Origin of the sequence: Marinomonas transparens, assembly GCF_016463975.1 — a bacterium.
In the GTDB taxonomy this organism is placed as follows: Bacteria; Pseudomonadota; Gammaproteobacteria; order Pseudomonadales; family Marinomonadaceae; genus Marinomonas; species Marinomonas transparens.
This window is the reverse complement of the sequence record NZ_JAEMNX010000002.1, coordinates 334,469-357,837: the sequence shown is the minus strand read 5'-3', so window position 1 is coordinate 357,837 and position 23,369 is coordinate 334,469. Positions and strand designations below refer to the sequence as shown.

The window sequence follows — 23,369 nt, the reverse complement described above, 5'->3', positions numbered from 1 at the left end:
ATCAACAAGTAAGAGGTTTCTAGACAGTGTTTAAACGAGGTTTATTGGATGGCCAGTGGCTGGGCGCAAGATGGTTCGGTACAAGAGCAGATTGATGCGACGGTCGATGCTGAAGTTGAACGCGCTAAAAACAGTTTGCCTAAAGGGGAGAGTCTGACACATTGTGAAGAATGCGATGCAGTAATTCCTGAACCCCGCCGTCTGGCTATTCAGGGTGTGCGTTTGTGTATTCAATGTCAGTCTGAGCAAGAAAAGAACCACAAAGAATTTTCCCTATATAATCGTGCAGGAAGTAAAGACAGTCAATTAAGGTAAATTGAAAGCTCTTTAGTGTTGTCTCTACCATGTTTGTCTTTGAATTCTTCCTGCCTGACCTTCTGCAATATGTTAAGGTTTTGCCTGTCTGGAGAGTGCTACAAGCTAGTGTTTGTGCTCTGTTTTTTTATTGGAAATTTAGAAGGGTAAGGTTGTGGCTGACACTCAATCTGTAGAGATTAATAAGTTAGAAAAATTACGTGCGGCTTGGTTACCAGCCGTTGAGTTTTTATTTGGTGAGGCCGTGGCAGAAGCTCAATTTGATGGTTTTAAAGTGAGTCGTGATATTGCCAAACCTGTGGTGTTGTTTGAAAACTCCGGTGAACCTTTTCGTTACAAAATTCAAATGCCAGCACGCAGTTTCACGAACGACGTTATGTTGTTGGCAGATGTGATTCAAGAGATGGTTCGAGGCCTTTACCCAATCGGTTTTGTTGGTAACGACGCTGGGCGAGAAACGCCGGCATTGTGTGAAGGGGCTGGTGTGTATGCTGCTGTTACTGCGATTAGGCAAGTGTTCGGTGAGGAAACGGTAGATTCTTATCTTGATGCCCTACGCGAGCAAGCCTTTCCCTATTACGATGCTTTTTCCTATGTGGCTGTACTTTTGTCAGACGATCCTCAGGCGATTAAGAAGCTGCGTGCGATACAACCTTTTTTGTATGAGGTTCAGAAAGCCGATTTTATAACGGCAGACGTGCAGGTAGAGAGAAAATTTATCGATGTGCTGTTGTTTACTTTCCGGGCTTGAATAAGCTTTTTTCTAGGAGGGAAAATCTCTAGATCGATAACCTTCCAGCCCAACGTAATAGGCTAGGCTGGAAGGTTATGCTTATTTAGGCTGTAGTTCTTGTAACTCTTCGCTAAACCAAATTTTGCGTTTGAACCGAGGATTCTTAGACGACATGTCAATTTTATAAGGATTAGCTTCTTGAGTTTGTGGTAAGTCGAGAATGTTACACAGTTCTTGAGCAAGCCATTTTTCTACTTTTAATACCACCATCTTTTTACGCAAACGGCCCTGCTCATCACGATTCAAAATAGTAGGTAGCGTATTGAGCGTTAAAATTTCACCCAGTGCCGGATGTGCCATGCGCTCACGTCCTTCGTCACTGGCATAGAAATGCGATACCGCAAAGACCATGCGTTGCGGATTGATTTGTCGTAAAAACTGACAAGATTTTACGACGGTAGAGCCGGTACGTACCATGTCGTCGAATAAGATAATGCTAGCGCCATCTAAACCGTCAAAGGTGTGTTCACTTTCTTTGTGTAGGGTGATTTCTACCTTGCGCTCATGGGTACGTTCTTTGTCTAGCATGATGAATTTTGCTTTGCTGAGCCCCAATCGATTGAACATCTCTTTTACGAAGTCCCGTGCGCCTTTATCTGGAGCACAAAGTACCAGTCCTTCGCCATCTTCGCCGTAGTTCAATATGTTTGAATTCAACAAATAGTGCGCGTAAATCTCATAAGGGATTAGGTTATGAAAGTCACCTTCAAATACTTCGTTAAACATTTTCTGTACGGAATCGGAATGGTTGTGAATGGTCATCACTGTGTCCACTCCAGAAAGCTTTAGCATTTGTGCATAGAGCTTGGCAGTAAAGGGTTGGCCATCAAACTTCTTAACGTCTTTTAAGTCACGTTCAAAACTGGTTTCCCCTAGGTTATGGTGTGGGCCTCGGTCTTGTGCGCTGTAGAACAAATCTGGCTCAACCAGAATAACGCGTGCGGCACCGTTTTCTTTAGCGGCACGGGCAATAATGAAGTTGGTCATTGCGAGTTCTTGGCGGCTTTTTGTGTGGCTACCGGTGCTTACAATAACGATAGATTTGCCTTTGAGCTTACGGCCAATGTTCTCAAAATCCGCCTCGTCAGATATAAAGCGAGGGCAAAATTCAGAGTTCATAAATTGTTTCATACTGATCAAATCAGCGATGTCATCGTATTGACCCATTGCATAGGCGATATCAATAGCAAATGGATTATCGGAAGAGTTACTAACGACTACGACATTAGTTGACTGACTGGTCGACAAAGGCATGAAAGATCCTTAACTAAGGGGTAGGGGATTTGCGCTGATTTTAATACGTGCGGGCGCGTTTCGATAGAGCTGATTGCGGATAAATTGCCTTTTTATTTCAGGTTGTGTTGCTTTGCTTGTGTTCGTGCGAAAATTTAAGGGTAGCGAGCTTTTTTAGACCCACGAATTAGAATGAAAGGCAAATACAAGTAGAGGGTATTTATAATGCGTTGTTGTTGAAGTAGAGAGAATAGACTCATATCTCACTGGGTTTTCTAACATGGATTGTGATGTGATTGTAATCCTGGCGTTCATAAAGCACGGTTTTTAGTATGATAAAACCAATGTTTTTCAGTTCTGTGATTAAATTTTCCATTGAAGTTATGTGTCGATAAGGAATGCCGTCGCGCAGGATCTGATGATTGTCATTGTCTTTCGAGCATAAGCTACTGACAAAAAAGATACCGTCAGATTCCAGTGCCTTGTATGTATGGTTTAAAAATGTAGAGCGGTCATTGCCAATGATGCAATGCAGACAATTTCCATCAATAATGACTTGATATTTATCGGTTAGGGTTAAAGACATCTCGGTTAGATCTGCAACAAAAAAACGGCTTTTAATGCCAGTCAGCACGGCCTTTTCTTTTGCCCATTCGATCGCTGTTGAGGAAATATCCACCCCCGTGGTTTCATAACCCAGCTTTGTAAACGTCCGACAGTGATGGCCTTCACCGCAACCAAGCTCAAGAAGCTTGCCTTTAGATGGTCTTTCTTTCAACGCCATAAATCGTGAAACCAGTTTGGCGTCCGCTAACCCTTGATTACCACCCCAACCATTCCAACCAGCTTCTTTCGCTGCAATGTAGATGTCCTCATGAACTAAATAATTTGGTTTCATATCAATCCTGAGAAAGGCTAGTTACTATTTTGTACCTGACTCGTCGATACTAAAATGCTTTTTAATTGTCTACCAGCATGAAACGATACAAGGCTTTGCGGTTACAGAAGAACAATATTTTCCAATTAAGAAGACTAACTCGCCTCACATTGCTGATAGCAACTGGGTGATCTTGGGCATACCGCGCCGCGTGAGCAGATGAGCCTCGCATCGTTTTCTATGCCGCGTTCTATCCAGTTGATATTGAGGATTTTCGCTACGCTCATTAGATCCTTCTTAATGCTTTTCGGAATGTGTGATGAGCCGCCTTTTGTTACACAGGCTTGGCGTAAGTCGTCAGCGATGGAGAGAGCGTCTTTGCCTTGGGCGTTGATGGCTGGGTTGAGGTCGATGCCAGAGCAAAGTACATGGCTGTTGCCCGCGAGGTCTTGCACCTTGACGGATTCACAAGCATAAATACGTGGTTCGTCTCCCGTATTGAGAATCGATATTTGCGCTGATGTGCCTATGGTGGGTTCGCTGATCATGCGAAATACCGCCCAATGCTGGCAAGGGTCTTCCACCATACTCATATTTCCCCAAGGTAAGGGAATGCCATTACCTCTGTACACGGCTTTGAGTTTACCCGGTGCGTAGGCATCAAAATAATGCCAGTGGGGATAAGGCGACGCAGCGGTCATGCGTCGCATGGCCACGGACTCTGAAACGCCTGCTAATTGGGCTGTATTGATCTCGTAACCGTTACGATCCAGCATTTGCCGAAAGGGGACTTTAGGACACAATAAAGCGCCTGCAAAAAAGCTACATTCAAAATCCCGCCACGCGTGCAAAATATCCTGAGCGTCCATGCCAGAGGATTGCATTTTTGAGTGTTGTGCTTGTAAGGGGGTAATTTCATTGCGCCCTGTGACGAGCACATTTTTCATACCGTCTTTGTCGTGCAATACCGCATGACCAATATGCACTGCGAGGTTGTACTTCAAGCGCTGTGCTTGTTTTTTCATGATTTGATTTACGTAGATGGTACTTGGTGGATCGAAAAATGACGTGACCACATGGCTTTCATCAATGCCCATGCTTTCTAATATTGATAAAGGCGTCTTACGAAACCATTTTATCTGTAGGCCCATTTGCTTGGTGATGGCGATAATATCGTCAAGGCTTAATGGCAAGCGCTTCAGTCCGACTTCTTCAGCGGCACGTTCTAGGTCAGGAAAATGATTTTGATGATGTTCTTGGTGTGCGCGAATTAATAAGTGAGCAAATTGGCGGCCACTGGTGCCAGTTTGTGAGAGCATTTCTGGTATGGCGATTTGTAATATTTCTTTAGAAAATAAAAAGTTCGGTTCTAAAGCCATGCCGTTAATGCCACCACCAGACCCCTTTGATGGAGTGATGGCTTCTTCTTCGGGAATATCGTCCAGAAACCATTCGATATTTTTTTGAAAAACCTCGGCAATAACTTCCAATACGTCTTCACTGGGAATGCGTTTGCCCCTTTCTATCATCGACAGATAAGACACTGAAGGTGCCGATTCCGCGTCGACCTTGATGCATCGTGCCGACAGGTCTTCCATGGTCAAACGGTTGCGCTTACGCAGGTTGCGAATCTTGGTGCCCAAAAAATGGGCTTTGCGATTAAGGTTATTTTTATTTTTCATTTTGTAAAATTTACACTGTGTAATTCTTATTGTGAAATTTTATATTAGTTGGGAATAAACTATAAATCAAGCAAGGGGAACAGGGTTTTCTCATTGCTAACTTGATAAAGATAAGAATAAAGCTCACTAAAGAAGGAAAGCGAGATGAATATGCCTCTATCTAAAAAGAACAATGTGATTCACCCAGAGTTTGGCAGCTTCATCAATGAAGAAGTACTGCCACTTCATGATATTGATCCGACCAAGTTCTGGCATGATCTTGATCAGCTAATCGAGGATCTGTCTCCCATTAATCGACAGCTATTAGTGACCCGAGATCGTATGCAGCAGCAGATCGATCAATGGCATCTTGCTCGACAAGGGCAACCGTTAGATATGCAAGCCTACGAAGGTTTTTTGCGTGAAATAGGTTACCTCGTCGATGAAGGTGAAGACTTCAGTATTACGACAAGCAATGTGGATGCAGAAATTGCGACACTTGCTGGGCCGCAGTTAGTGGTTCCCGTGAAGAACGCGCGCTTTGCATTGAATGCCGCCAATGCTCGCTGGGGCAGTTTGTACGATGCCTTTTACGGTACCGATGTGGTTCCTAAAAGTGCAGGGTTGGAGGCTCATCAGAATTATAACGCGGCGCGTGGTGAGCTGGTGATTGCTAAGGCGAAAGCCTTTTTGGATGAAGTATTCCCTCTTGAGACTGGGTCTCATCAAAACGTCAGCAGTTATGTGATGTATTACCATCATTTATTGGCCTTTTTTGACGATGGCAGTCAGAGCGGGTTGCAGCAGCCTTGTCAGCTAGTGGCGGTAAACGGTCAGCGCAGTGATCCAGAATCTGTATTGTTAAAAAATAATGGTTTGCACGTGGAAATCCAATTTGACCGTAATGGTCAAAATGGCGCCAAAGACAAAGCGCATATCAACGACATCCTGATTGAGTCAGCATTAAGTACCATCATGGATTGTGAAGACTCTGTTGCCGCGGTGGACGCAGAGGACAAGGTTGAAGTTTACCGCAATTGGTTGGGTTTGATGCAAGGCACCTTGGAAGCCCGTTTTGTGAAAGGCGGACAAGTACAGACGCGACGTATGGCCCCTGATCGCTTTTTCACCGATTTGGATAATAAGGAATACCGCTTACATGGCCGTTCGCTATTGTTGGTACGTAATGTTGGGCATTTGATGGAATGCGATTTAATGCAGGATGCACAGGGCAATTTTGTGCCTGAAGGTATTGTGGATGCGGTGGTGACTGTGTTGATTGGTGCACTTGATTTGCAGCGTACAAGCGGTATTCGCAATAGCCGCACCGGCAGCATTTACGTGGTTAAACCCAAGATGCATGGGCCAGAAGAAGTGGCGTTTGCTTGCCAGTTGTTTGGACGCGTAGAACAGATGTTAGGTTTGCCAGAGAACACGGTTAAGGTCGGCATTATGGATGAGGAACGTCGCACCACCTTGAACCTGAAAGAGTGTATTCGTCAGGCAAAATCACGGGTGTTCTTCATTAATACCGGTTTTTTGGATCGAACTGGTGACGAGATTCATACCAGTATGCACGCTGGGCCATTTTTACCAAAAGATCAGATTAAAGCTCAGCCATGGATTCAAGCTTATGAAAATCGCAATGTGGACATCGGTTTGCAATGTGGTTTGCCAGGTAAAGCGCAGATAGGTAAGGGCATGTGGGCCATGCCTGATGAAATGGCGGCGATGATGGAAGCAAAAGTAGCCCATCCTAAAGCGGGTGCGAATACAGCTTGGGTGCCTTCACCAACGGCGGCGACTTTACACGCGTTGCATTATCACCAAGTGAATGTCTTTGAAGTGCAGGAGCGTATTAAACGTCGTTCTACAGCGAGTTTTACCGATTTGCTTACGATTCCAACTATTCCCAATAGTTTGACCTTATCGAGCAAGGTGATTGAGCGGGAAATAGAGAACAACGTTCAAGGTTTGCTGGGTTACGTGGTGCGCTGGGTAGAAGCAGGCGTTGGCTGTTCGAAAGTGCCAGATATTAACAATGTCGGCTTGATGGAAGACCGTGCCACCTTACGAATTTCTAGCCAACACTTAGCGAACTGGTTGCTCCATGGTATTTGCACTAAAGCGCAAATTGATGAGGTGATGCAGCGTATGGCCATGGTAGTGGATGAGCAAAATAAAGGTACCGAAGGTTATTGTCCGATGATGCCTAACGTTGAGTCGAGCTTAGCCTTTCGCGCCGCACAAGACTTGATTTTTAAAGGGGTTATTCAACCCAACGGTTATACCGAACCCCTGCTTCACGCTTACCGACTGAGGGTGAAAGAAGTGAGTTAATCGGCTAGAGGTTTATAAAAAATTATTCATTTGAAAAACGACATTTATCAATCTAAATAGAGTGAGAAAGAGTATGCAAACGTATAAAAACAAAACTCAACAGGCGAGTAATATCATTAATCAACAAGGTCCATCATGGGCGGCGATGAACCCAGAGTCGGTGGCGAGAATGCAGCTGCAAAATCGCTTTCGTAGTGGCTTAGATATTGCTAAATATACCGCCAAAATCCTGCGTGAAGACATGGCGAGCTATGATAAAGATCCTGCTAACTATACTCAGTCTTTGGGGTGCTGGCATGGCTTTATTGGTCAACAGAAGATGATTTCAATTAAGAAGCACTTTGGCACGACACGCAGTCGTTACCTTTATTTGTCTGGCTGGATGGTCGCGGCGATGCGCTCCGAATTTGGTCCTTTGCCAGATCAATCCATGCATGAGAAAACCTCTGTGCCAGCCTTGATTGAAGAATTGTACACCTTTTTGAAACAAGCGGATGCTCGTGAGTTACAGCATTTGTTTAAAGAAATGGACGAAGCTAGAGAAGCCGGCGATCAGGTACGAGAGCAGGCGGTGCAACAACAAGTCGACAGTTTTGAAACCCATGTGGTGCCAATTATTGCGGATATTGATGCAGGCTTTGGTAACGAAGAAGCGACGTATCTGTTGGCCAAGAAGATGATTGAGGCGGGGGCTTGCTGTATTCAAATCGAAAACCAAGTGTCTGATGCAAAACAATGTGGTCACCAAGATGGCAAGGTAACGGTTCCGCATGAAGATTTTTTAGCGAAAATTAATGCCGTGCGTTACGCCTTTTTAGAATTGGGTGTGGACGATGGGGTAATTGTGGCCCGTACTGATTCGTTGGGCGCGGGTTTGACACAAAAAATTCCTGTATCGCAAAACGCGGGGGATTTGGCTGAGCAATACAACGCCTTTATCGATGGAGAAGAAGTGACTTCTTTGCAGCAGATGCAGCCGGGCGATATGGCCGTTAAACTCGGTGATCGCCTGATTAAACCAACGCGTTTAGCTAATGGTTTGGTGCGCTTTAAGCCGGATACCGGCGTGGATCGTGTGGTGTTAGATTGCATTACCTCTTTGCAAAATGGCGCGGATTTATTGTGGATCGAAACGGAAAAACCCCATATCGGGCAAATCGCTGCCATTGTGAATCGTATTCGTGATGTGGTGCCGAATGCCAAGTTGGTTTACAACAACAGCCCATCTTTCAACTGGACATTGAACTTCCGTCAACAAGTATTTGATGCTTGGTTGGCTGAAGGTGAAAATATGACGCCATATCAGCGTGATCAGCTGATGTCGCAAGATTACGATGGTACGGCATTGGCTTTGGAAGCGGATGAGCGCATTCGCGCTTTCCAAAAAGATGCAGCGGCACAGGCCGGAATTTTCCATCACTTGATTACCTTGCCGACTTACCATACGGCGGCTTTATCGACCGATAATTTGGCGAAAGATTACTTTGGTGAGCAAGGTATGTTGGGTTATGTATTGGAAGTACAGCGCAAAGAAATTCGTCAAGGGTTGGCCTGTGTGAAGCACCAAGATATGTCTGGATCGAATATTGGTGATGACCATAAAGAGTATTTTTCTGGCGCTCAGGCTCTTAAAGCTTCAGGCAAAGATAACACCATGAACCAATTTGTGGTTTGATTAAATCAATATCCATTAACTTGAAATTGATAGTAAAGGCCAGCAGTTTATCCCTGCTGGCCTTTTGGTGTATGCCTTAGCGGCCATCTTGATGGTATAAAGTCACTTTAAGTGGGTTTCCAATGCAATTGAAAAGCGACTATTATTGAATGGATTAGATTTCTTCACTGATGTAATCCAAGCTCTTAACCATTGATTCTGAGAATGTCATTGAATAATTCACGTTATACACTGGGTAATAAGCAAGTCAATGATATTAGTTTAAAAGACTTAGCTAGGCGCGCCAGATATGGGGGAATCTTCTATCTGCTTGCATTTTGGGTCATTGTTTTCAGTTCTACGCCAGCGCGTGAACATCTAGGCATTATTGGTGCGTTTTCTGGATGTTTTATGCTGTTACAAGTGTATCGCCTGATTTTGTATTTCAAAGTCTATTCATCCAATGATATTGATATTTCGTCGTGCTATGCCTACCTTAGTTTTATCTACAATGGATCCGCTATTATTTGGGGGAGCAGCACAGCTTGGCTGTATTATGTTAATCCAGACATTAATATAGCTGTTACGGCTAATATGATCGCCACAGCTGGTATAGGTATCGGTGGCGTTACTGTTTTGGCGCCTTCTTATAAGATCTTACGCAGCTATTGTATATTGATCTGCTCTACCTTTGCTTTATCGGCTGCACTGTTTTTGAATGGTCCTGGTAACTGGGTCGTTGCCAGCTTAATTTGTGCCTACGGTGTGTTTGTTTTTCTTACTGGGAAACAGCAAAATCGTGTGTATTGGCAGGCACTGAATGATAATTTAAAGCTTTCAGCTCAAGCCGAAGAGTTAGAAAAAGCGAAGGTGGAAGCTGAGCTTGCAGGCCAAGCAAAAGCGGACTTTTTGGCAGCGATGACCCATGAAATAAGAACACCAATGAATGGTGTGCTGGGTATGGCTCAGTTGCTGGCTATGGGGGATCTTAGTGAGCAGCAGCAGCAGCAAGTTACTGCGATTAATAGTGCTGGTCGCACCTTAATGCACATTATTAATAATATTTTAGATTACTCCAAAATTAATGCAGAGCAACTGGAATTAGAAAAAAGCGCATTTAGCTCACGTAATGTCGTCAATGACGTGATGCTGTTGCTTTCACCCCAGTTTGAGGAAAAGGCAATAAAGTTAACCTGCGCTATTCATGATGTCCCTGAGTTCGTACAAGGGGATTCTTATCGACTTCATCAAATTTTATACAACCTTGTTGGTAATGCCTTCAAATTTACTGATGAAGGAGAAATATCCATAGAAGTCTCCTGCAAGGACAGTGATGATAAAAGTACAGTGATAATGTCTTTTGCAGTAAGGGACACAGGTATTGGTATTTCGCCTCAAGATCAGCAACAGATTTTTGAGCAGTTTTATCAGGTCAACCAGTTTAATCCTAATGTTCGAGGGACAGGGCTGGGGTTAAGTATTACTCAGCGGGTGGTTAATCTTATGGGAGGGACTATTTCTGTGAAGAGTACGGTTGGGGTTGGTACTGTTTTTACCGTAGCACTTCCATTTACCTTACCCGTTGATGAAACGCTGAATGAGCCAGTATCAAAAGGCCCAGAAGAATCAGTGATAAGTGCTGAGGCACAAGGTGGTTTGCATATTTTGTTAGTGGAAGATAACAATGTAAATCAAATGATTTGTGAGCAGTTTCTTATTAAGTTGGGATGCACTGTTGATTTGGCTGAGACGGGCGTCATGGCGCTGGATAAATTTGATTCGTCCCAGTGTTACGATGTCATTTTTATGGACTGCAATATGCCTGAAATGGATGGCTTTTCAGCCACTTTAGGCATTCGTCAGATTGAAAAGGATAAGCATTTAAAGAAAACACCTATTATCGCGCTTACCGCTCATGTTGAGGAAGAGGTAAAACGAAAATGTTTGGCGTCTGGCATGAATGACTTTTTAAGCAAGCCTTTTTTGTTCGAAGACTTAGAATCCATTATTAGTAGCGTTCGAATAGGAAAGGCTTCTTGGGTTGGCTTAGATTGAGTTTTTAAAGTATTAAGTTAAAACAAGGCAAGGTATTAACGCCTGTGCTGATTGACGAGATAGAGGTGATAAGGCCAGCAGCTTAGCTATGCTGGCTTTTTTATTGTTGATATCTAGGGATCACCTTTTCAGCGGAGGTCATTAAAATGTCATCACAAGCCCTTACCCTGAAGTGACAATCATAAGAGTGCTAATTCACTAAAGGGGCAAGAAATGACGGGTAAAATCTGGTTAGCGAGTTTGGTTTCTGCGGCTGTTATCGGTGGCTGTGCTACCAAGGTATCGACGGTATCGACACAAGGGACAACGGACTTTGTGGATAGTTTTCCGAAAGAAGGTAGCGAGTTACCTTATTCTGTATTGCGTGGTGATTTGATTGACGGAAAAACCAATCAAGCGTTTGAAATTCGTAATGGCGGTTATGGTTCTGCAATGACAGCTCACCCAAGCGAAGCGAATCAGTTTTATGCTTTAACTGATCGTGGTCCGAATGCCAACTACAAGGGGGACTATGGTAAAGGCAAGAGTTTCCCTATTGCGTCTTATACTCCTCGTATTGGCCTGTTCGAAGTCGAAGCGGATGGCAAGGTCGTGATGGTGAAAGCTATTTTACTTAAGCACCCTGAAGGTAGTTTGATCTCAGGTTTGCCTAACTCTTCAGCGTTGGGAGGAACGGGGGAAACGCCATATCATGCCAATGGTAAGCCTGTGTTAATGAATGATGATCAGCCTTATGACAAGGTAACCAACCCAATTAAATTGGATGATTATGGTTTAGATGGGGAAGGTTTAGTTGCATTGAAAGATGGCACTTTTTGGGTAAGCGACGAATACGGCCCGCATATTGTTCATTTTGATAGTAATGGCGTGGAAATAGGGCGTATAAATGCTTTTAAAGACGATGGTCGTGATGTATTCCATTTGCCTGCCGTATTCCAACATCGCCGCCCTAATCGTGGCATGGAAGGTCTAGCGATTACGCCAGATGAAACCACCTTGGTGGGCATTATGCAGTCAACCATGAAAAATCCAAATAAAGCGGCACAAAAGGGGGACATAACACGCATAGTGACAGTGGATTTAACCAATGGAAAAACTGAGCAGTATTTGTATCGACAAGAAAAAGCGCAAAATGCCAATTCAGAGATTGCTACTTTGACAGCGAATAAATTTTTAGTAATTGAGCGGGATGGTAGCTTCCTTTTGGGCGGTCCTAAGAAGGCAAATCCTAATGCCCAAAAGCAGGTTTATCGTATCGATTTAACCACGGGAACGAAACTTTCTACTGTTGCTTTGTCGTCCTCTATTACTCGTGATGTCAGCCATGGGTTGATGATTGATGGTTTGACCTTAGAGCAGTATACCGAGAAAAATGGTTGGGATGCGCTAGCGGCAAAAGACATTAAACCGGTTAACAAAACCTTGGTAGTGGACATGGTCAAAGAAGTGGCTTATCCACACGATAAAATGGAAGGTCTTTGGGTAATCGATGAACACCATTTAGGTGTGTTAAATGATGACGATTTTGCCGCTTGGTCAACCAAAGGCAAGTTAGAGCAAAAAATGTTAGATACAGACACGGTTGATTCGAATCGTCTTTATATCATTAAGGCAGACTTGATGGGGAACTAATGCTTATCTTCCCTAGAGAAGAGTAAGAGAAAAAGGAATGTATCCTCGTACATTCCTTTTCTATCCTTCGTTACACTGGTTTCCTTTGTTATACTTTCATTTTACCTTTTCTATAAAAGAGCACTTTGTGAAGATTGTTCCTGTCATTTTGGCTGGTGGCTATGGCGAGCGCTTATGGCCTTTGTCCCGCAGCCATTCACCTAAGCCTTTTATTGATCTGCTCAATGTATCGCACACCTTATTTCAAGAAACTGTTCTGCGCTTTTCAGGGCTAAGCACTTGTTCGCCCATTGTGGTTTGTCATGAGGATCATCGTTTTTTAGTTGCTCAGCAATTACATTCTCTTAGCATTCAAGACGTCAGTATTATTCTCGAACCTTATGGCCGTAATACCGCGCCAGCTATTGCTCTAGCGGCCCTTGAAGCGCAGCAGAAATATGGTGAAGAGGTATTGCTGTTAGTGTTGCCAGCAGACCATGAGATTCAAAATGTGAAGGCGTTTGAAGCGGCTGTTCAACAAGCTATTTTATTAGCGAAAGAAAATGGTAACTTGGTGACGTTTGGCATTAGGCCAACTCGTCCTGAAACAGGTTATGGCTATATTCGCTGTGGTAATGATTTTAGTGTCGAAGAGTTTGTTGAAAAGCCTAATTTAGAGACCGCTTTGGGTTATCTTGCTTCAGAGGATTATCTTTGGAATAGCGGCATGTTTTTATTCGAGGCGAATCGCTATTTAGATGAGTTAGCTTGCTATCGCAGTGATATTCATCAGACGGTTTGCACTGCTTATCGAGGTCGTAAGGAAGATATGGATTTTGTTCGTATTGACCCTGATGCTTTTTTGCAATGCTCAAGTGAATCCATCGATTATGCTGTTATGGAGTTCACAAAGAAGGCCAAGGTAGTTCCTTATGTGGGAGATTGGAGTGATATTGGAACTTGGGATGCGCTTTATGATTATGCAGAAAAAGATGATCAGCAAAACTTGATATTAGGCGATGTGATCGCTGAGGATTCGTCTCATTGTTTGATTCGTTCAGAATCTAGGTTGGTTTCTGTGCTTGGCGTTTCTAATTTAGTCATAGTAGAAACGGCTGATGTCGTTTTAGTGATGGATAAAGATTATGCTCAAGATGTGAAGAAAATCGTCCAGCGTGTAAAAGACAGTGATCGTGAAGAGCACATGTTCCATAAGCTGGTGCATCGACCTTGGGGAAGTTATGAAACCATCGACCTAGGCGAGCGTTATAAAGTAAAACGCATCACGGTGAAAACAGGCGAGAAACTCAGTGTGCAGATGCATCATCACCGCGCGGAACACTGGATTGTTGTTTCAGGAACCGCCAAAGTACAAAAAGGGGATCAGGTGTTTTTTCTACAAGAAAATGAATCCACCTACATTCCTGTGGGTGAAATTCATTCCCTTGAAAACCCGGGTGAAGCCCCTCTTGAACTGGTGGAAGTGCAATCCGGCAGCTATCTTGGAGAAGATGATATCGTGCGTTTTAGTGACTGCTATGGGCGCTAATAATTAAGAAGTTATTTTTTTATATAGGCTGTGGTAACTATCGGCCATCGCTTTAGGTGTGTATTTTTCTAGTCTTGATTTTGCGCACTCTGTAAGCCTTGACTGTAGCGGTTTATCTAGGCTCAACTTAATAATGGCTTGTGCTAATGATTCACTGTCATTAGGAGGTACGAGTAAGCCAGTTTCTTCATGGATTACAATATCAGGAATACCTCCTACATTGGCCGCAACTATTGGTACGCCTGCATCCATAATATCGAGTAATGTAGAGCCTAAGCCTTCGTTTCTAGAAGGAAAGGCAAAAATATCAAAAGTAGGAATGTAATCCCCAATATTCGGTTTGAAGCCCATCCAGCTAATATTGTTATTGTCCTGTGATAATTGTTGTAATTCTTCTTCATCTGCACCATCCCCAAAAAAAACAAAGTGTAGTTCAGGGTTGCTCTGTTCTAGTATGTTTGCTGATTCGATTAAGACCTTTTGGCCTTTATGTTTGTCGACTAAAGCACCAATATGACCAACAATGATTTTGTCTGGGAAAAGAGATCTAAATTCATTGCTTATTGCTTCGTCCGATATTAAATGGGCTAGGACGCTGGGTATTTGACAGACTTCTCCCCAGTTTTTTTCACGCATATGGTTTGATATTAAAGTCGAGATACCGACGAGTACACTGGCATTTCGATAGGTCTTTTGATTAAACCAGCGATCTTTGACTGGTGTATCAACCCTCCTAGTGAGTATATAGGGTGTTTTTCTAATAACTTTATGGAGCCAAGCCCAGTGAACCGCTTTTGCTTCATGGGCATGAACAATGTCGGCTGATGGTGCAGAGAAATGCCCTTCTAGCTGATGATTGGCTGTTACGAACACAAGATCTTTAATATCCGTGAGCTTTTGTTTTAATGGAGAATCGACTCGACAGGCCAGAATTTGCTTTATGTTTGTTTTATTAGAGAGCGCTCTGATTAATAGTTCTGTTTGCCTTTCTCCACCGCGAAAATTTTTGGCTAAATTAACGTGTAGTATCGTAAGTGTTTTTTCCAAAATAATGCGCTCTATTTAATTACCAAATGTTATTAAAGTCGTCTTGTTTGGTGACACTAGGGTCTCGTTGATATTCAAGCAATTTTGCATATTTCAAATAACTATTGATGGCAGAGCTTAATGCTACTGTCATACCATCGACCCCACCTAGGAATCCTCGTTGAAATATATATTTACGAACAAAGGCATTAAGTCCATGTATGAAAGGTGAAAAGGCATTCGCTTTTTTACCTTTAGCGAACATTATTTTAGCGGCCCGGCCACTAAAGTTCCTTCCTGGCTTAGCAAAAAGCTCACCTATATTTTTAAAAGAAAAATGGATGATATCAGCATCAATGTGTTTGACGTTTTTAGCTTGAATGCTGGCGTGTTGCTTTACATTTGAAAACTCCACTTTTTTACTGTTATAAAGGCGAATACAGCGGTCTGGATACCAACCACATTGCTTTATCCAGCGGCTACCAATCATATTACGGCGGCGAAAAGAAAAAGCCTCGATTTGTGTGGTTAAGTCTAATTTTTTAATACTGTTGGTCATTTCTGGTGTAAGTCGTTCATCGGCATCAAGGCTCAATACCCAGTCATTTTGTGTATGTTTTAGAGCGACATTTTTTTGAAAACCATCGCCGAGGTAAGGCTGATTCACGATATTTGCGCCTAAGCTTTGGGCGATTTCTATTGTTTTATCGGTACTGCCTGAGTCAACAACCACTATATCGTCACATACTTCCAGCATCGATTTTATGCAGTCTGCAATATTTTTTTCTTCGTTTAAGGTGATGATATTGCCTGAAATTTTCATTATTGACTCTTTAATAAATTAACAGCGATTTCTGTTACGCTTTTGGTGGAAATCGTTTTGATGTTATTTCCTTTTTGTGGAAGTACTTTAACTGACTTTGCATGGCTAAGGAACCATTCAGTATTTGGCTCTCTAAACAGACCTAGGTATGGCTTCTGCATGCATTGTGCTATATGAGAGGGGCCGCAATCATTTGCGATTGTTAGGTCGCAGTGATCAACTAGTTTGGCAATATCATTTAGAGGAATATTAATGTGAAGAGATAGGTTGGCTATCTTCAACTCTTGTATTTTCTGAATTTCTTCTTTTTCATCAGGTCCTAATAATACATGAACATGGCATTTTTTTTCGAGTTTGTCAGCAATGGATTTTCCTGCAGTAAGAAAGTTATTGATCCCCCACTTTTTTATTTCCCCGGCCCCGCCGCCAGGCATCATTAAGATATTTAGTTCTGCTTTTTCGAGAATCAATTTCGAGTCTTGCATTAATTCCAGAAAAGGAGCCTTAAGTGCTTGTAATAATTTGTATTGTTCTTTTATAAAAATTTTCAGATAGGCGAGGGCTCTATATTCTTCCTCGGATAGGACGTTATGTTTTTCAGATGTAAGGTGCACAAGAAAATCATTTTTTACAAGATCAAAGATACTTCCACCCTTAAGTAATTTATATAAAATGATCGGAAGTCGATTGCGGGGCCGTAAATTAAGCAGGTTGTCGCAATGTCTAAGCTTTTTAAAGTCTGTAAGTTTACTTTTTGAATGAATACATTCTTTTACCCATGGAAGCTGATTATAAACCCATGCAACATCGCTTTTTGCTAAAAGAGTGATAGGGTTTTGTTCTCCGTAGTTTTGGAAGAAGAAAAAAAGTACTGGAATAGTCGTTATTTGAGCCCCAAAATGCGGTCTATTTCTAAGTAATGCAAGATTCATTGTGAAATGACGGCCCTTATAATTACGTTAGGAGTTAGTTGGTTCTGACAATTAGTATGTTCTAGTGGACATATTCGTTTAAAACAAGGAGAGCATTCAAGGTGTAGATTATGGATTGTTTTTTTGTCAGTTAATGGAGGCGTAAATAGTTCGCTGGTTGAGCCGTATATACCATGAACTTCTGTCCCTACCGCTGCGGCTACATGCATTAGGCCGGAATCATTACTAACGACTTTTTTAGCCGCGGCTAATAAATCGATCGCGTCTACTAATTGTGTTTTTCCGCATAGGTTGACAGCAAACACTCCTAAGTCTTTAACGATGTTTTCGCCATCTTCTTGATCTTTGGGACCACCTAATGTCCAAACTTGATAGCCTGCATCAATCGCACTTTTTGCGACTTCATGAAAGTAGCTAATGGGCCATTGCTTTGATGGACCAAATTCTGCTCCAGCCATAAGAGCAAGGGCTGGTCGGTTGCTGAGATTATAGGTTTTGTAGAGTGCTTGCTGATTATCCGGGTCAATATCTAGTATTGGTGCTGGAGTGTTTTTTGGCGGGTAAGCTTCAGACTCAGGTAAACCAAGAGAAACAAAACGTTTTACGGTTTGGTTTAAAATGTTTTTGTCTAATTTCCGGCGCTCATTTAGCAGGAAATAACGTTGTTCGCCGTGAAAGCCAACTCTGTGTCTTACTTTTGCAAAAAAAGGTACGAGAGCCGATTTCCATGAACGAGGCATTACGATCGCTTCGTCATAAGCTTCGTTCCGTAGGGAGTGACCTAGTTTCCTACGTGTGCTGATGCCCCATTCGCCATGGCCTGTTGGCAGAGCAATGGCATTACGAACCTGCGGCATGCGGGCCAAGATAGGCAGGGACCAGTTTGGGCCAATGACATCAATAACGGCCTCTGGATCAAGCTGTGTTAGTGTGATGAAGAGACTTTGGGCCATGACCATGTCACCAACCCAAGAAGGGCCTACAATTAGGTATTTAGCCATTCGCATCTAACCAATTAAGATAATCTTGAACGCCTTGAGCTAAGCCGCGGAAGTTGCCAGTGTAGCCAGTATCTCGCAGCTTAGAAATGTCTGCTTGAGTAAAGCTTTGGTATGCGCCTTTTAGATGTTCTGGGAAAGGAATGTATTCTATTTCTCCTTTTCCGTAGTGGCTAATAACGGTTTCAGCTATTGTTCTAAAGGGTTCTGCATTACCGGTACCTAAGTTAAATATGCCTGATTTTTCCGCATTATCTAGGAACCAAAGTTTGGTGTTTACCAAGTCTTCCACATAGATAAAGTCACGGCTTTGGCCGCCCGCTTCGTACCCGTCGTAGGCGCCAAATAGTTTTGGGTTTTCACCATCTAATACTTGATTGCGTAAATGAAAAGCTACGCTTGCCATGCTGCCTTTATGTTGTTCGCGTGGGCCATATACATTGAAGTAACGAAAGCCAACGATTTGGCTTTTTGCTGTGGGTAGTACGGCACGAATGTATTGGTCGAACTGAAATTTAGAGTAGGCATACATGTTTAATGGTTTTTCGTTTTCACGGGATTCTTCGAAAATAGGTCCAGAACCATATACTGAGGCGGAAGATGCATAGGAGAAGGGAGCTTTATGGATTAAGCAAAAGTCTAATACGGCTTTGGAATATTGGTAGTTAACATCCATAACGTATTTGCCATTCCATTCTGTCGTTGCAGAACAAGCGCCTTCATGAAAAACAGCGGTTGGTGTCACACCAAGCGTACCGCTTTTAATAGCATCTAGAAAATCATGCATATCCATGTAATCCGCAATGTCTAAATCTGAAAGGTTTAAACATTTTTTTCCGTCGGTGAGATCGTCAACCAATAGGATATTACGAATGCCTTTTTGATTGAGTGATCTGATGATGTTGCTGCCGATAAAACCGGCACCGCCAGTGACTATATACATAGCTTGCTGTCCTGAAATAGTGTTTAAGACTCTTTACTTTAATGGGAACAAGACTCTGTCATAAAATTAAAGAGTAAAGTCCGTATTTGTTTGCGCCCATGTTAGCACTTCCGCTAGGCCGAGAAAAATGTGATAGCTGCTGGTGCCTGGCAAAGGGAAGTTTTTTGCTTGGTTGTACTCGTCTAGGTATTCATTCCAGCGACCATTATCTAAAAAGTAGTGTCGCTGCATGAAAGTTAAAGCGCTTTCTAGACGGTGCTGTTTTTCTTCTTGGCCAATTGAAATTACCGTAACGGCTTTTAGATATTCGGTAATAGGCCAAATGCGTTTTTCTTTGTCTAGCGCTTGATAAGAATTAGCGTCTATTTGATTATAAATTCCGCCGTTGTCTGCCATCCCATGACGAATAGCCGTAGTCCATAGATGTTGGGCAAGCTCAATGTAACTTGTATTTGGTAGGATTTTATTCGCCTGATAAAGCAGCCATACCCATTCAAAATGGTGTCCAGGCTCAACCTGGTTGCCTATTTCTGGGTGGGCTTTCCAATCGCTGGTAAAAAACTCCCTTAGGGCCTTTGTTTTTGAGTCGTAAAAGTGCTCAAGAGCAAGTGACAGTAATGATTGAATAGCTTGTTTATAGGTGTCATCTTGGGTGGCATTAAAGACGGCGATGTAGCCTTCAAGTAAGTGCATATGCGGATTTTGACGGCGAACCTGTGTTACATCCACAGGAAAAGCTTCGTAAAAACCACCGGACTGGGCTTGCATCTTTTCCTCTAAAAACTGGTGTGTCAACTTCATGTACGGCAAGGCTTGATCATCGCCTGTTGCTTGAAAATAATGGCTAAAAGACAAGAGCACAAAGGCTAATGCATAGGCGTCAGATTGTGTGTCCTTGATGCTTAAATCGTCATTGAGAGAGAATATCCAGCGTTCGTCTTTAAAATATTTAGCGACAATAAAATCGAAGAGAGGCGTTAGCTTGCTCTGATAGTCGCTTTCTTGGGTAAGTTGGTATGCATGGCTGAAGGTATACAGCTGTCGACACTGGGTTAATAAGCGAACACGACCGACTTCATTACGGGTCCAGTCATGATTCATGCTTTCGTAGCTAAAGCCTTGTTCTGCATCAATTCCATAGTGAGACCAATTGGCTAATAGTTGTTTAAAAAGAAAGCCTTGGCAGGACGATAGAGTGGAATTTAGCATGATGTAAATAGCCTCATCTTTTGTGATTTAGTTGTCATTTAGGTATGTCCAACTTACTGGGGGAGTATGATAAGATGAGCGCTCTCAAAAATCGATTATTATGTGACTATGAACTCTTCGTATTTGAATTTTAAAGATAAACACATCCTCGTGGTGGGTGATGTGATGTTGGATCGTTACTGGCATGGTGGCACGTCTCGTATTTCTCCAGAAGCGCCAGTTCAAGTGGTGAAAGTTTCAAATATCGAAGATCGTCCCGGTGGTGCAGCGAATGTGGCGCTTGGGCTAGCCAAATTAGGTGTCGCGGTGACACTGGTTGGTGTGGTGGGCAATGATGATAATGCTACTGTGCTTGAGCGTTGTCTTGAAGCAGAAGGCGTGGCTTGTCGCTTTGTGCAATCTCTAGATTTACCGACTATCACTAAACTACGTGTGATGAGTCGTCATCAGCAACTTATCCGTTTAGACTTTGAAGAACGAACGGATAGCTTATCTCAGAATGATGCTGTCGCCGCCATGGTGAAAGACTGCCTACCTTATTCTAATGCGGTAATTTACTCTGATTATGCAAAAGGTTGTTTAGCCGATGTACAGAGCCTTATCCAGCTTTCCAATGCGGAAGGTGTTCCTAGCTTTGTTGATCCGAAAGGGGATGACTTCTCCATCTATCAGGGCGCGACCTTAGTAAAACCCAACTTACTTGAATTCGAAAATATTGTGGGTAAATGCCGCTCCTCCAAAGAGTTAGAAGATAAAGCCAAAGCATTGCGTGAGCAATTTGGCTGGAAAGCACTTCTTGTTACTCGTGGTGAAGATGGTTTGGTCTTGCTGGAAGATGATAAACCTGCGTTTTCATTAGCGACAGCGGCAAAAGAAGTATTTGATGTGACCGGGGCTGGCGATACTGTGGTGGCGGTATTGACGGCTGTGTACGTGACCAGCAAGCGCTTTATTGATGCAGTGGAATATGCCAATCAAGCGGCAGGTTATGTGGTCGGTAAATTAGGGACGGCCTCTATTAGTGCAGAGCAATTAGAAGCCATTATGTATCAAAGGACACATACCACTAATTTTGGTGTGTTGTCTCCTGAAGACCTATTAGAACAAATCAAACTCGCACAAATGAATGGCGAAAAAGTCGTTTTTACTAATGGCTGTTTCGATATTCTTCATCCGGGCCATGTGGCTTACATGAAGCAAGCTAAAGCGCTTGGTGATCGACTGGTCGTTGCTGTTAATACGGATGCCTCTGTAAAACGCCTCAAAGGTGATAAGCGACCAATTAATGACCTTACTCATCGCATGGCTGTACTCGAAGGGATGGGCTCAATTGATTGGGTAACCTGGTTTGATGAAGACACGCCGAAAGAAATCATTGAAGCATTAACACCTAGCGTGCTTGTCAAAGGTGGAGATTATACTGTTGATAATATCGTTGGTGCGCAGCATGTTTTAGAACATGGTGGGGAAGTAAAGGTACTAACCTTTGTTGATGGTTATTCAACGACATCTATTATTGAAAAAGCGAACTTATAAATGCAAGACCATGACAATATACAGACTGACGAGGTTCTTTCAAAAGCCCCTGTATCTGGTGTAAAGATATATTTACGTCTACTTGGTTACGTTCGTTCTTCGTGGCTGTATTTGCTTCTCAGTGTGATCGGTTATTTGATTTATGCCGCGATGGAACCCGCTTTAGCTGGGCTGATGAAGCATATCGTAGATGTCGTGTCTGAAGGGAAAATAACAGAAAGCCGCACTCTGATTCCGTTGGCTATTTTGGGGATTTTCATTTGTCGTGGTATTGGCACTTTTTTAGGTGGCTATTTCATGGCGAAGGTGGCGAATAATGTTGTTTATGACTTACGTACAAGTATGTTTAATAAGTTAGTATTGCTTCCTTCAAGTTATTATCATTCCATACCAACTGGCCGCCTATTAGCAAAGTTAACTTATGATACTGAGCAGGTTATCGGCTCGATTACGCAGGCAATACGTGTTTTATTACGCGAAGGTTTAACTGTTGTTGGACTGTTGGGCTATATGCTCTACATGAATTGGCGTTTATCTATATTGTTTTTGCTCGTGGTTCCGCTTATAGGATTTGTCGTCTCGTATGCTTCTAAACGTTTTCGCAAACTAAGTACTCGCATCCAAAATGCCATGGGTGGGGTAACCGATGTTGCTTCTGAAGCCATTAAGGGTCATGAAGTGGTGAAAATATTTGGTGGAACCGAATATGAAAGAGAACGCTTTCGCAAAGCGGCGAATGAAAATAGACGCTCGCAGTTGAAGATGGAGATGACCAAGTCACTTAATGTGCCGCTGGTGCAGTTTATTCTTGCCTTTGCGATGGCCATTTTAATTTGGTTCGCATTGAGCCCATCGATTAGCTCCAATATGACCCCAGGTGACTTTATTGCTTTTCTTACTGCCGCCGGCATGTTGGGTAAGCCCATGCGTCAGTTAACAGATGTGAACAGCATCTTACAAAAGGGCATTGCTGCGTCCTATAGCATTTTTGAATTTTTAGATATGGATGAAGAGGTTGATAAAGGTTCTAAATCTATTGATCGCTTAAAAGGGGAGATTGAATGGCGTTCTATGTCTTTTCAATATCCAGGCGCCGAAAAGACAGCATTAAAAGAGATAACCCTATCTTTATCAGCGGGTAAAACATTAGCTTTGGTAGGGCGTTCTGGCAGTGGCAAGTCTACTATGGCGAATCTCATACCACGTTTTTATGATGTTGGTGATGAGCAGTTGTATATTGATGGTTTATCTATTAATGACTATCAATTGAAAGATTTGCGTCAAAATATTGCTTTAGTAAATCAGCAAGTGGTGCTTTTTAACGGAACAATTCGCGACAATATTGCCTATGGTTATTTGCAAGATACGGACGAAAACACCGTCATTGAAGCGGCGAAAGCTGCAAATGCTTGGGAGTTTATCCAAGAGTTAGATGCTGGATTGGACACGTTAGTTGGCGAAAATGGTGTGTTGTTATCCGGTGGTCAGCGTCAGCGCATTGCCATTGCCAGGGCTATTTTGAAAAATGCGCCTATTTTGATTTTGGATGAGGCGACTTCCGCTTTAGATACAGAGTCTGAGCGAGCGATTCAATTGGCGTTAGAAAACCTGATGGAAAACCGTACCACCATTGCGATTGCCCACCGATTATCCACTATTGAAAACGCTGATATTATTGCCGTAGTGGATCATGGGGAAATTGTTGAAAAAGGCTCCCATAGCGAATTGCTAGCAATGAATGGTGCCTATGCACAGCTACATAATCAGCAGTTTAGTGAAACGCCGCCAGCTATTACGATTGAGAATTCCTAATT

At 42.8% G+C, this 23,369-nt stretch carries 18 protein-coding genes; 9 read left to right on the top strand and 9 right to left on the bottom strand.

Annotated features, from left to right (window positions below; translation table 11 throughout):
- Window positions 1-48 precede the first annotated feature (48 nt).
- Together I8J31_RS04100 and I8J31_RS04095 are read left to right on the top strand one after the other, a co-directional pair.
- The gene (locus tag I8J31_RS04100) at window positions 49-315 is read left to right on the top strand and encodes a DksA/TraR family C4-type zinc finger protein (protein ID WP_199467019.1); all 267 of its coding nucleotides are present in this window, start codon (window positions 49-51) and stop codon (window positions 313-315) included.
- Window positions 316-469: 154 nt separating this feature from the next.
- The gene (locus I8J31_RS04095) at window positions 470-1,066 is read left to right on the top strand and encodes a hypothetical protein (RefSeq protein WP_199467018.1); all 597 of its coding nucleotides are present in this window, start codon (window positions 470-472) and stop codon (window positions 1,064-1,066) included.
- A gap of 81 nt (window positions 1,067-1,147) precedes the next feature.
- On the opposite strand, the gene I8J31_RS04090 is transcribed toward I8J31_RS04095, so the two are convergent.
- The 3 genes from I8J31_RS04090 to I8J31_RS04080 form a co-directional block, all read right to left on the bottom strand.
- Complete coding sequence (locus I8J31_RS04090) at window positions 1,148-2,362, bottom strand: phosphoribosyltransferase family protein (RefSeq protein ID WP_199467017.1); 1,215 nt, start codon at window positions 2,360-2,362, stop codon at window positions 1,148-1,150.
- 235 nt (window positions 2,363-2,597) lie between these two features.
- On the bottom strand, window positions 2,598-3,239 hold the full coding sequence (locus I8J31_RS04085; protein ID WP_199467016.1) for a class I SAM-dependent methyltransferase: 642 nt from the start codon (window positions 3,237-3,239) through the stop codon (window positions 2,598-2,600).
- 134 nt (window positions 3,240-3,373) lie between these two features.
- Entirely contained in the window at window positions 3,374-4,900 is a 1,527-nt protein-coding gene (locus I8J31_RS04080) for a DUF3612 domain-containing protein (protein ID WP_199467015.1), read from the bottom strand.
- Window positions 4,901-5,044: 144 nt separating this feature from the next.
- On the opposite strand from I8J31_RS04080, the gene I8J31_RS04075 reads away from it, so the two are divergent.
- The 5 genes from I8J31_RS04075 (at window position 5,045) to I8J31_RS04055 (ending at window position 14,088) form a co-directional block, all read left to right on the top strand.
- Window positions 5,045-7,219 carry a malate synthase G gene (locus I8J31_RS04075; RefSeq protein ID WP_199467014.1) on the top strand — a complete coding sequence of 725 codons (2,175 nt, stop codon included), beginning with the start codon at window positions 5,045-5,047 and terminating at the stop codon, window positions 7,217-7,219.
- Between the two features lie 73 nt (window positions 7,220-7,292).
- Window positions 7,293-8,894, top strand: a complete 1,602-nt coding sequence (locus I8J31_RS04070) for an isocitrate lyase (RefSeq protein ID WP_199467013.1) — start codon at window positions 7,293-7,295, stop codon at window positions 8,892-8,894.
- A 204-nt stretch (window positions 8,895-9,098) separates the two neighbouring features.
- Window positions 9,099-10,928, top strand: coding sequence for an ATP-binding protein (locus I8J31_RS04065; RefSeq protein ID WP_233402570.1), 1,830 nt, complete (start codon window positions 9,099-9,101; stop codon window positions 10,926-10,928).
- 213 nt (window positions 10,929-11,141) lie between these two features.
- Entirely contained in the window at window positions 11,142-12,560 is a 1,419-nt protein-coding gene (locus tag I8J31_RS04060) for an esterase-like activity of phytase family protein (RefSeq protein WP_199467012.1), read from the top strand.
- A gap of 127 nt (window positions 12,561-12,687) precedes the next feature.
- On the top strand, window positions 12,688-14,088 hold the full coding sequence (locus tag I8J31_RS04055) for a mannose-1-phosphate guanylyltransferase/mannose-6-phosphate isomerase (RefSeq protein WP_325101167.1): 1,401 nt from the start codon (window positions 12,688-12,690) through the stop codon (window positions 14,086-14,088).
- Window positions 14,089-14,091: 3 nt separating this feature from the next.
- Here I8J31_RS04055 and I8J31_RS04050 read toward each other — a convergent pair whose 3' ends face one another.
- From I8J31_RS04050 to I8J31_RS04025, 6 genes are all read right to left on the bottom strand, one after another.
- Window positions 14,092-15,135 carry a glycosyltransferase family 4 protein gene (locus I8J31_RS04050; RefSeq protein ID WP_199467010.1) on the bottom strand — a complete coding sequence of 348 codons (1,044 nt, stop codon included), beginning with the start codon at window positions 15,133-15,135 and terminating at the stop codon, window positions 14,092-14,094.
- A gap of 19 nt (window positions 15,136-15,154) precedes the next feature.
- Window positions 15,155-15,937, bottom strand: coding sequence for a glycosyltransferase family 2 protein (locus I8J31_RS04045; RefSeq protein ID WP_199467009.1), 783 nt, complete (start codon window positions 15,935-15,937; stop codon window positions 15,155-15,157).
- Complete coding sequence (locus I8J31_RS04040; protein WP_199467008.1) at window positions 15,937-16,869, bottom strand: glycosyltransferase family 9 protein; 933 nt, start codon at window positions 16,867-16,869, stop codon at window positions 15,937-15,939. The genes I8J31_RS04045 and I8J31_RS04040 overlap by 1 nt, the downstream gene beginning before the upstream one ends.
- Window positions 16,866-17,870: a lipopolysaccharide heptosyltransferase II gene (gene waaF / locus I8J31_RS04035; protein ID WP_199467007.1), complete on the bottom strand. Its 1,005-nt coding sequence runs from the start codon at window positions 17,868-17,870 to the stop codon at window positions 16,866-16,868. The genes I8J31_RS04040 and waaF overlap by 4 nt, the downstream gene beginning before the upstream one ends.
- Window positions 17,863-18,810: an ADP-glyceromanno-heptose 6-epimerase gene (rfaD, locus tag I8J31_RS04030; protein WP_199467006.1), complete on the bottom strand. Its 948-nt coding sequence runs from the start codon at window positions 18,808-18,810 to the stop codon at window positions 17,863-17,865. Before rfaD ends, waaF begins: the two co-directional genes overlap by 8 nt.
- Before the next feature lie 66 nt (window positions 18,811-18,876).
- Window positions 18,877-20,019, bottom strand: coding sequence for an AGE family epimerase/isomerase (locus I8J31_RS04025; protein WP_199467005.1), 1,143 nt, complete (start codon window positions 20,017-20,019; stop codon window positions 18,877-18,879).
- Window positions 20,020-20,127: 108 nt separating this feature from the next.
- Between I8J31_RS04025 and hldE the strand changes: the two genes are divergently transcribed.
- Window positions 20,128-21,555: a bifunctional D-glycero-beta-D-manno-heptose-7-phosphate kinase/D-glycero-beta-D-manno-heptose 1-phosphate adenylyltransferase HldE gene (gene hldE / locus I8J31_RS04020; RefSeq protein WP_199467113.1), complete on the top strand. Its 1,428-nt coding sequence runs from the start codon at window positions 20,128-20,130 to the stop codon at window positions 21,553-21,555.
- Window positions 21,556-23,367 carry a lipid A export permease/ATP-binding protein MsbA gene (msbA, locus tag I8J31_RS04015; RefSeq protein ID WP_199467004.1) on the top strand — a complete coding sequence of 604 codons (1,812 nt, stop codon included), beginning with the start codon at window positions 21,556-21,558 and terminating at the stop codon, window positions 23,365-23,367.
- Window positions 23,368-23,369 lie beyond the last annotated feature (2 nt).

What these genes read in the sequence shown, in the direction of transcription:
- I8J31_RS04100 (WP_199467019.1), top strand. Translation starts at nt 49, where the DNA reads ATGGCCAGTGGCTGGGCGCAAGATGGTTCGGTACAAGAGCAGATTGAT.
- I8J31_RS04090 (WP_199467017.1), bottom strand. Translation starts at nt 2,362, where the DNA reads ATGCCTTTGTCGACCAGTCAGTCAACTAATGTCGTAGTCGTTAGTAAC.
- I8J31_RS04085 (WP_199467016.1), bottom strand. Translation starts at nt 3,239, where the DNA reads ATGAAACCAAATTATTTAGTTCATGAGGACATCTACATTGCAGCGAAA.
- I8J31_RS04080 (WP_199467015.1), bottom strand. Translation starts at nt 4,900, where the DNA reads ATGAAAAATAAAAATAACCTTAATCGCAAAGCCCATTTTTTGGGCACC.
- I8J31_RS04075 (WP_199467014.1), top strand. Translation starts at nt 5,045, where the DNA reads ATGAATATGCCTCTATCTAAAAAGAACAATGTGATTCACCCAGAGTTT.
- I8J31_RS04070 (WP_199467013.1), top strand. Translation starts at nt 7,293, where the DNA reads ATGCAAACGTATAAAAACAAAACTCAACAGGCGAGTAATATCATTAAT.
- I8J31_RS04065 (WP_233402570.1), top strand. Translation starts at nt 9,099, where the DNA reads ATGTCATTGAATAATTCACGTTATACACTGGGTAATAAGCAAGTCAAT.
- I8J31_RS04060 (WP_199467012.1), top strand. Translation starts at nt 11,142, where the DNA reads ATGACGGGTAAAATCTGGTTAGCGAGTTTGGTTTCTGCGGCTGTTATC.
- I8J31_RS04045 (WP_199467009.1), bottom strand. Translation starts at nt 15,937, where the DNA reads ATGAAAATTTCAGGCAATATCATCACCTTAAACGAAGAAAAAAATATT.
- I8J31_RS04040 (WP_199467008.1), bottom strand. Translation starts at nt 16,869, where the DNA reads ATGAATCTTGCATTACTTAGAAATAGACCGCATTTTGGGGCTCAAATA.
- waaF (WP_199467007.1), bottom strand. Translation starts at nt 17,870, where the DNA reads ATGGCTAAATACCTAATTGTAGGCCCTTCTTGGGTTGGTGACATGGTC.
- rfaD (WP_199467006.1), bottom strand. Translation starts at nt 18,810, where the DNA reads ATGTATATAGTCACTGGCGGTGCCGGTTTTATCGGCAGCAACATCATC.
- I8J31_RS04025 (WP_199467005.1), bottom strand. Translation starts at nt 20,019, where the DNA reads ATGCTAAATTCCACTCTATCGTCCTGCCAAGGCTTTCTTTTTAAACAA.
- hldE (WP_199467113.1), top strand. Translation starts at nt 20,128, where the DNA reads ATGAACTCTTCGTATTTGAATTTTAAAGATAAACACATCCTCGTGGTG.
- msbA (WP_199467004.1), top strand. Translation starts at nt 21,556, where the DNA reads ATGCAAGACCATGACAATATACAGACTGACGAGGTTCTTTCAAAAGCC.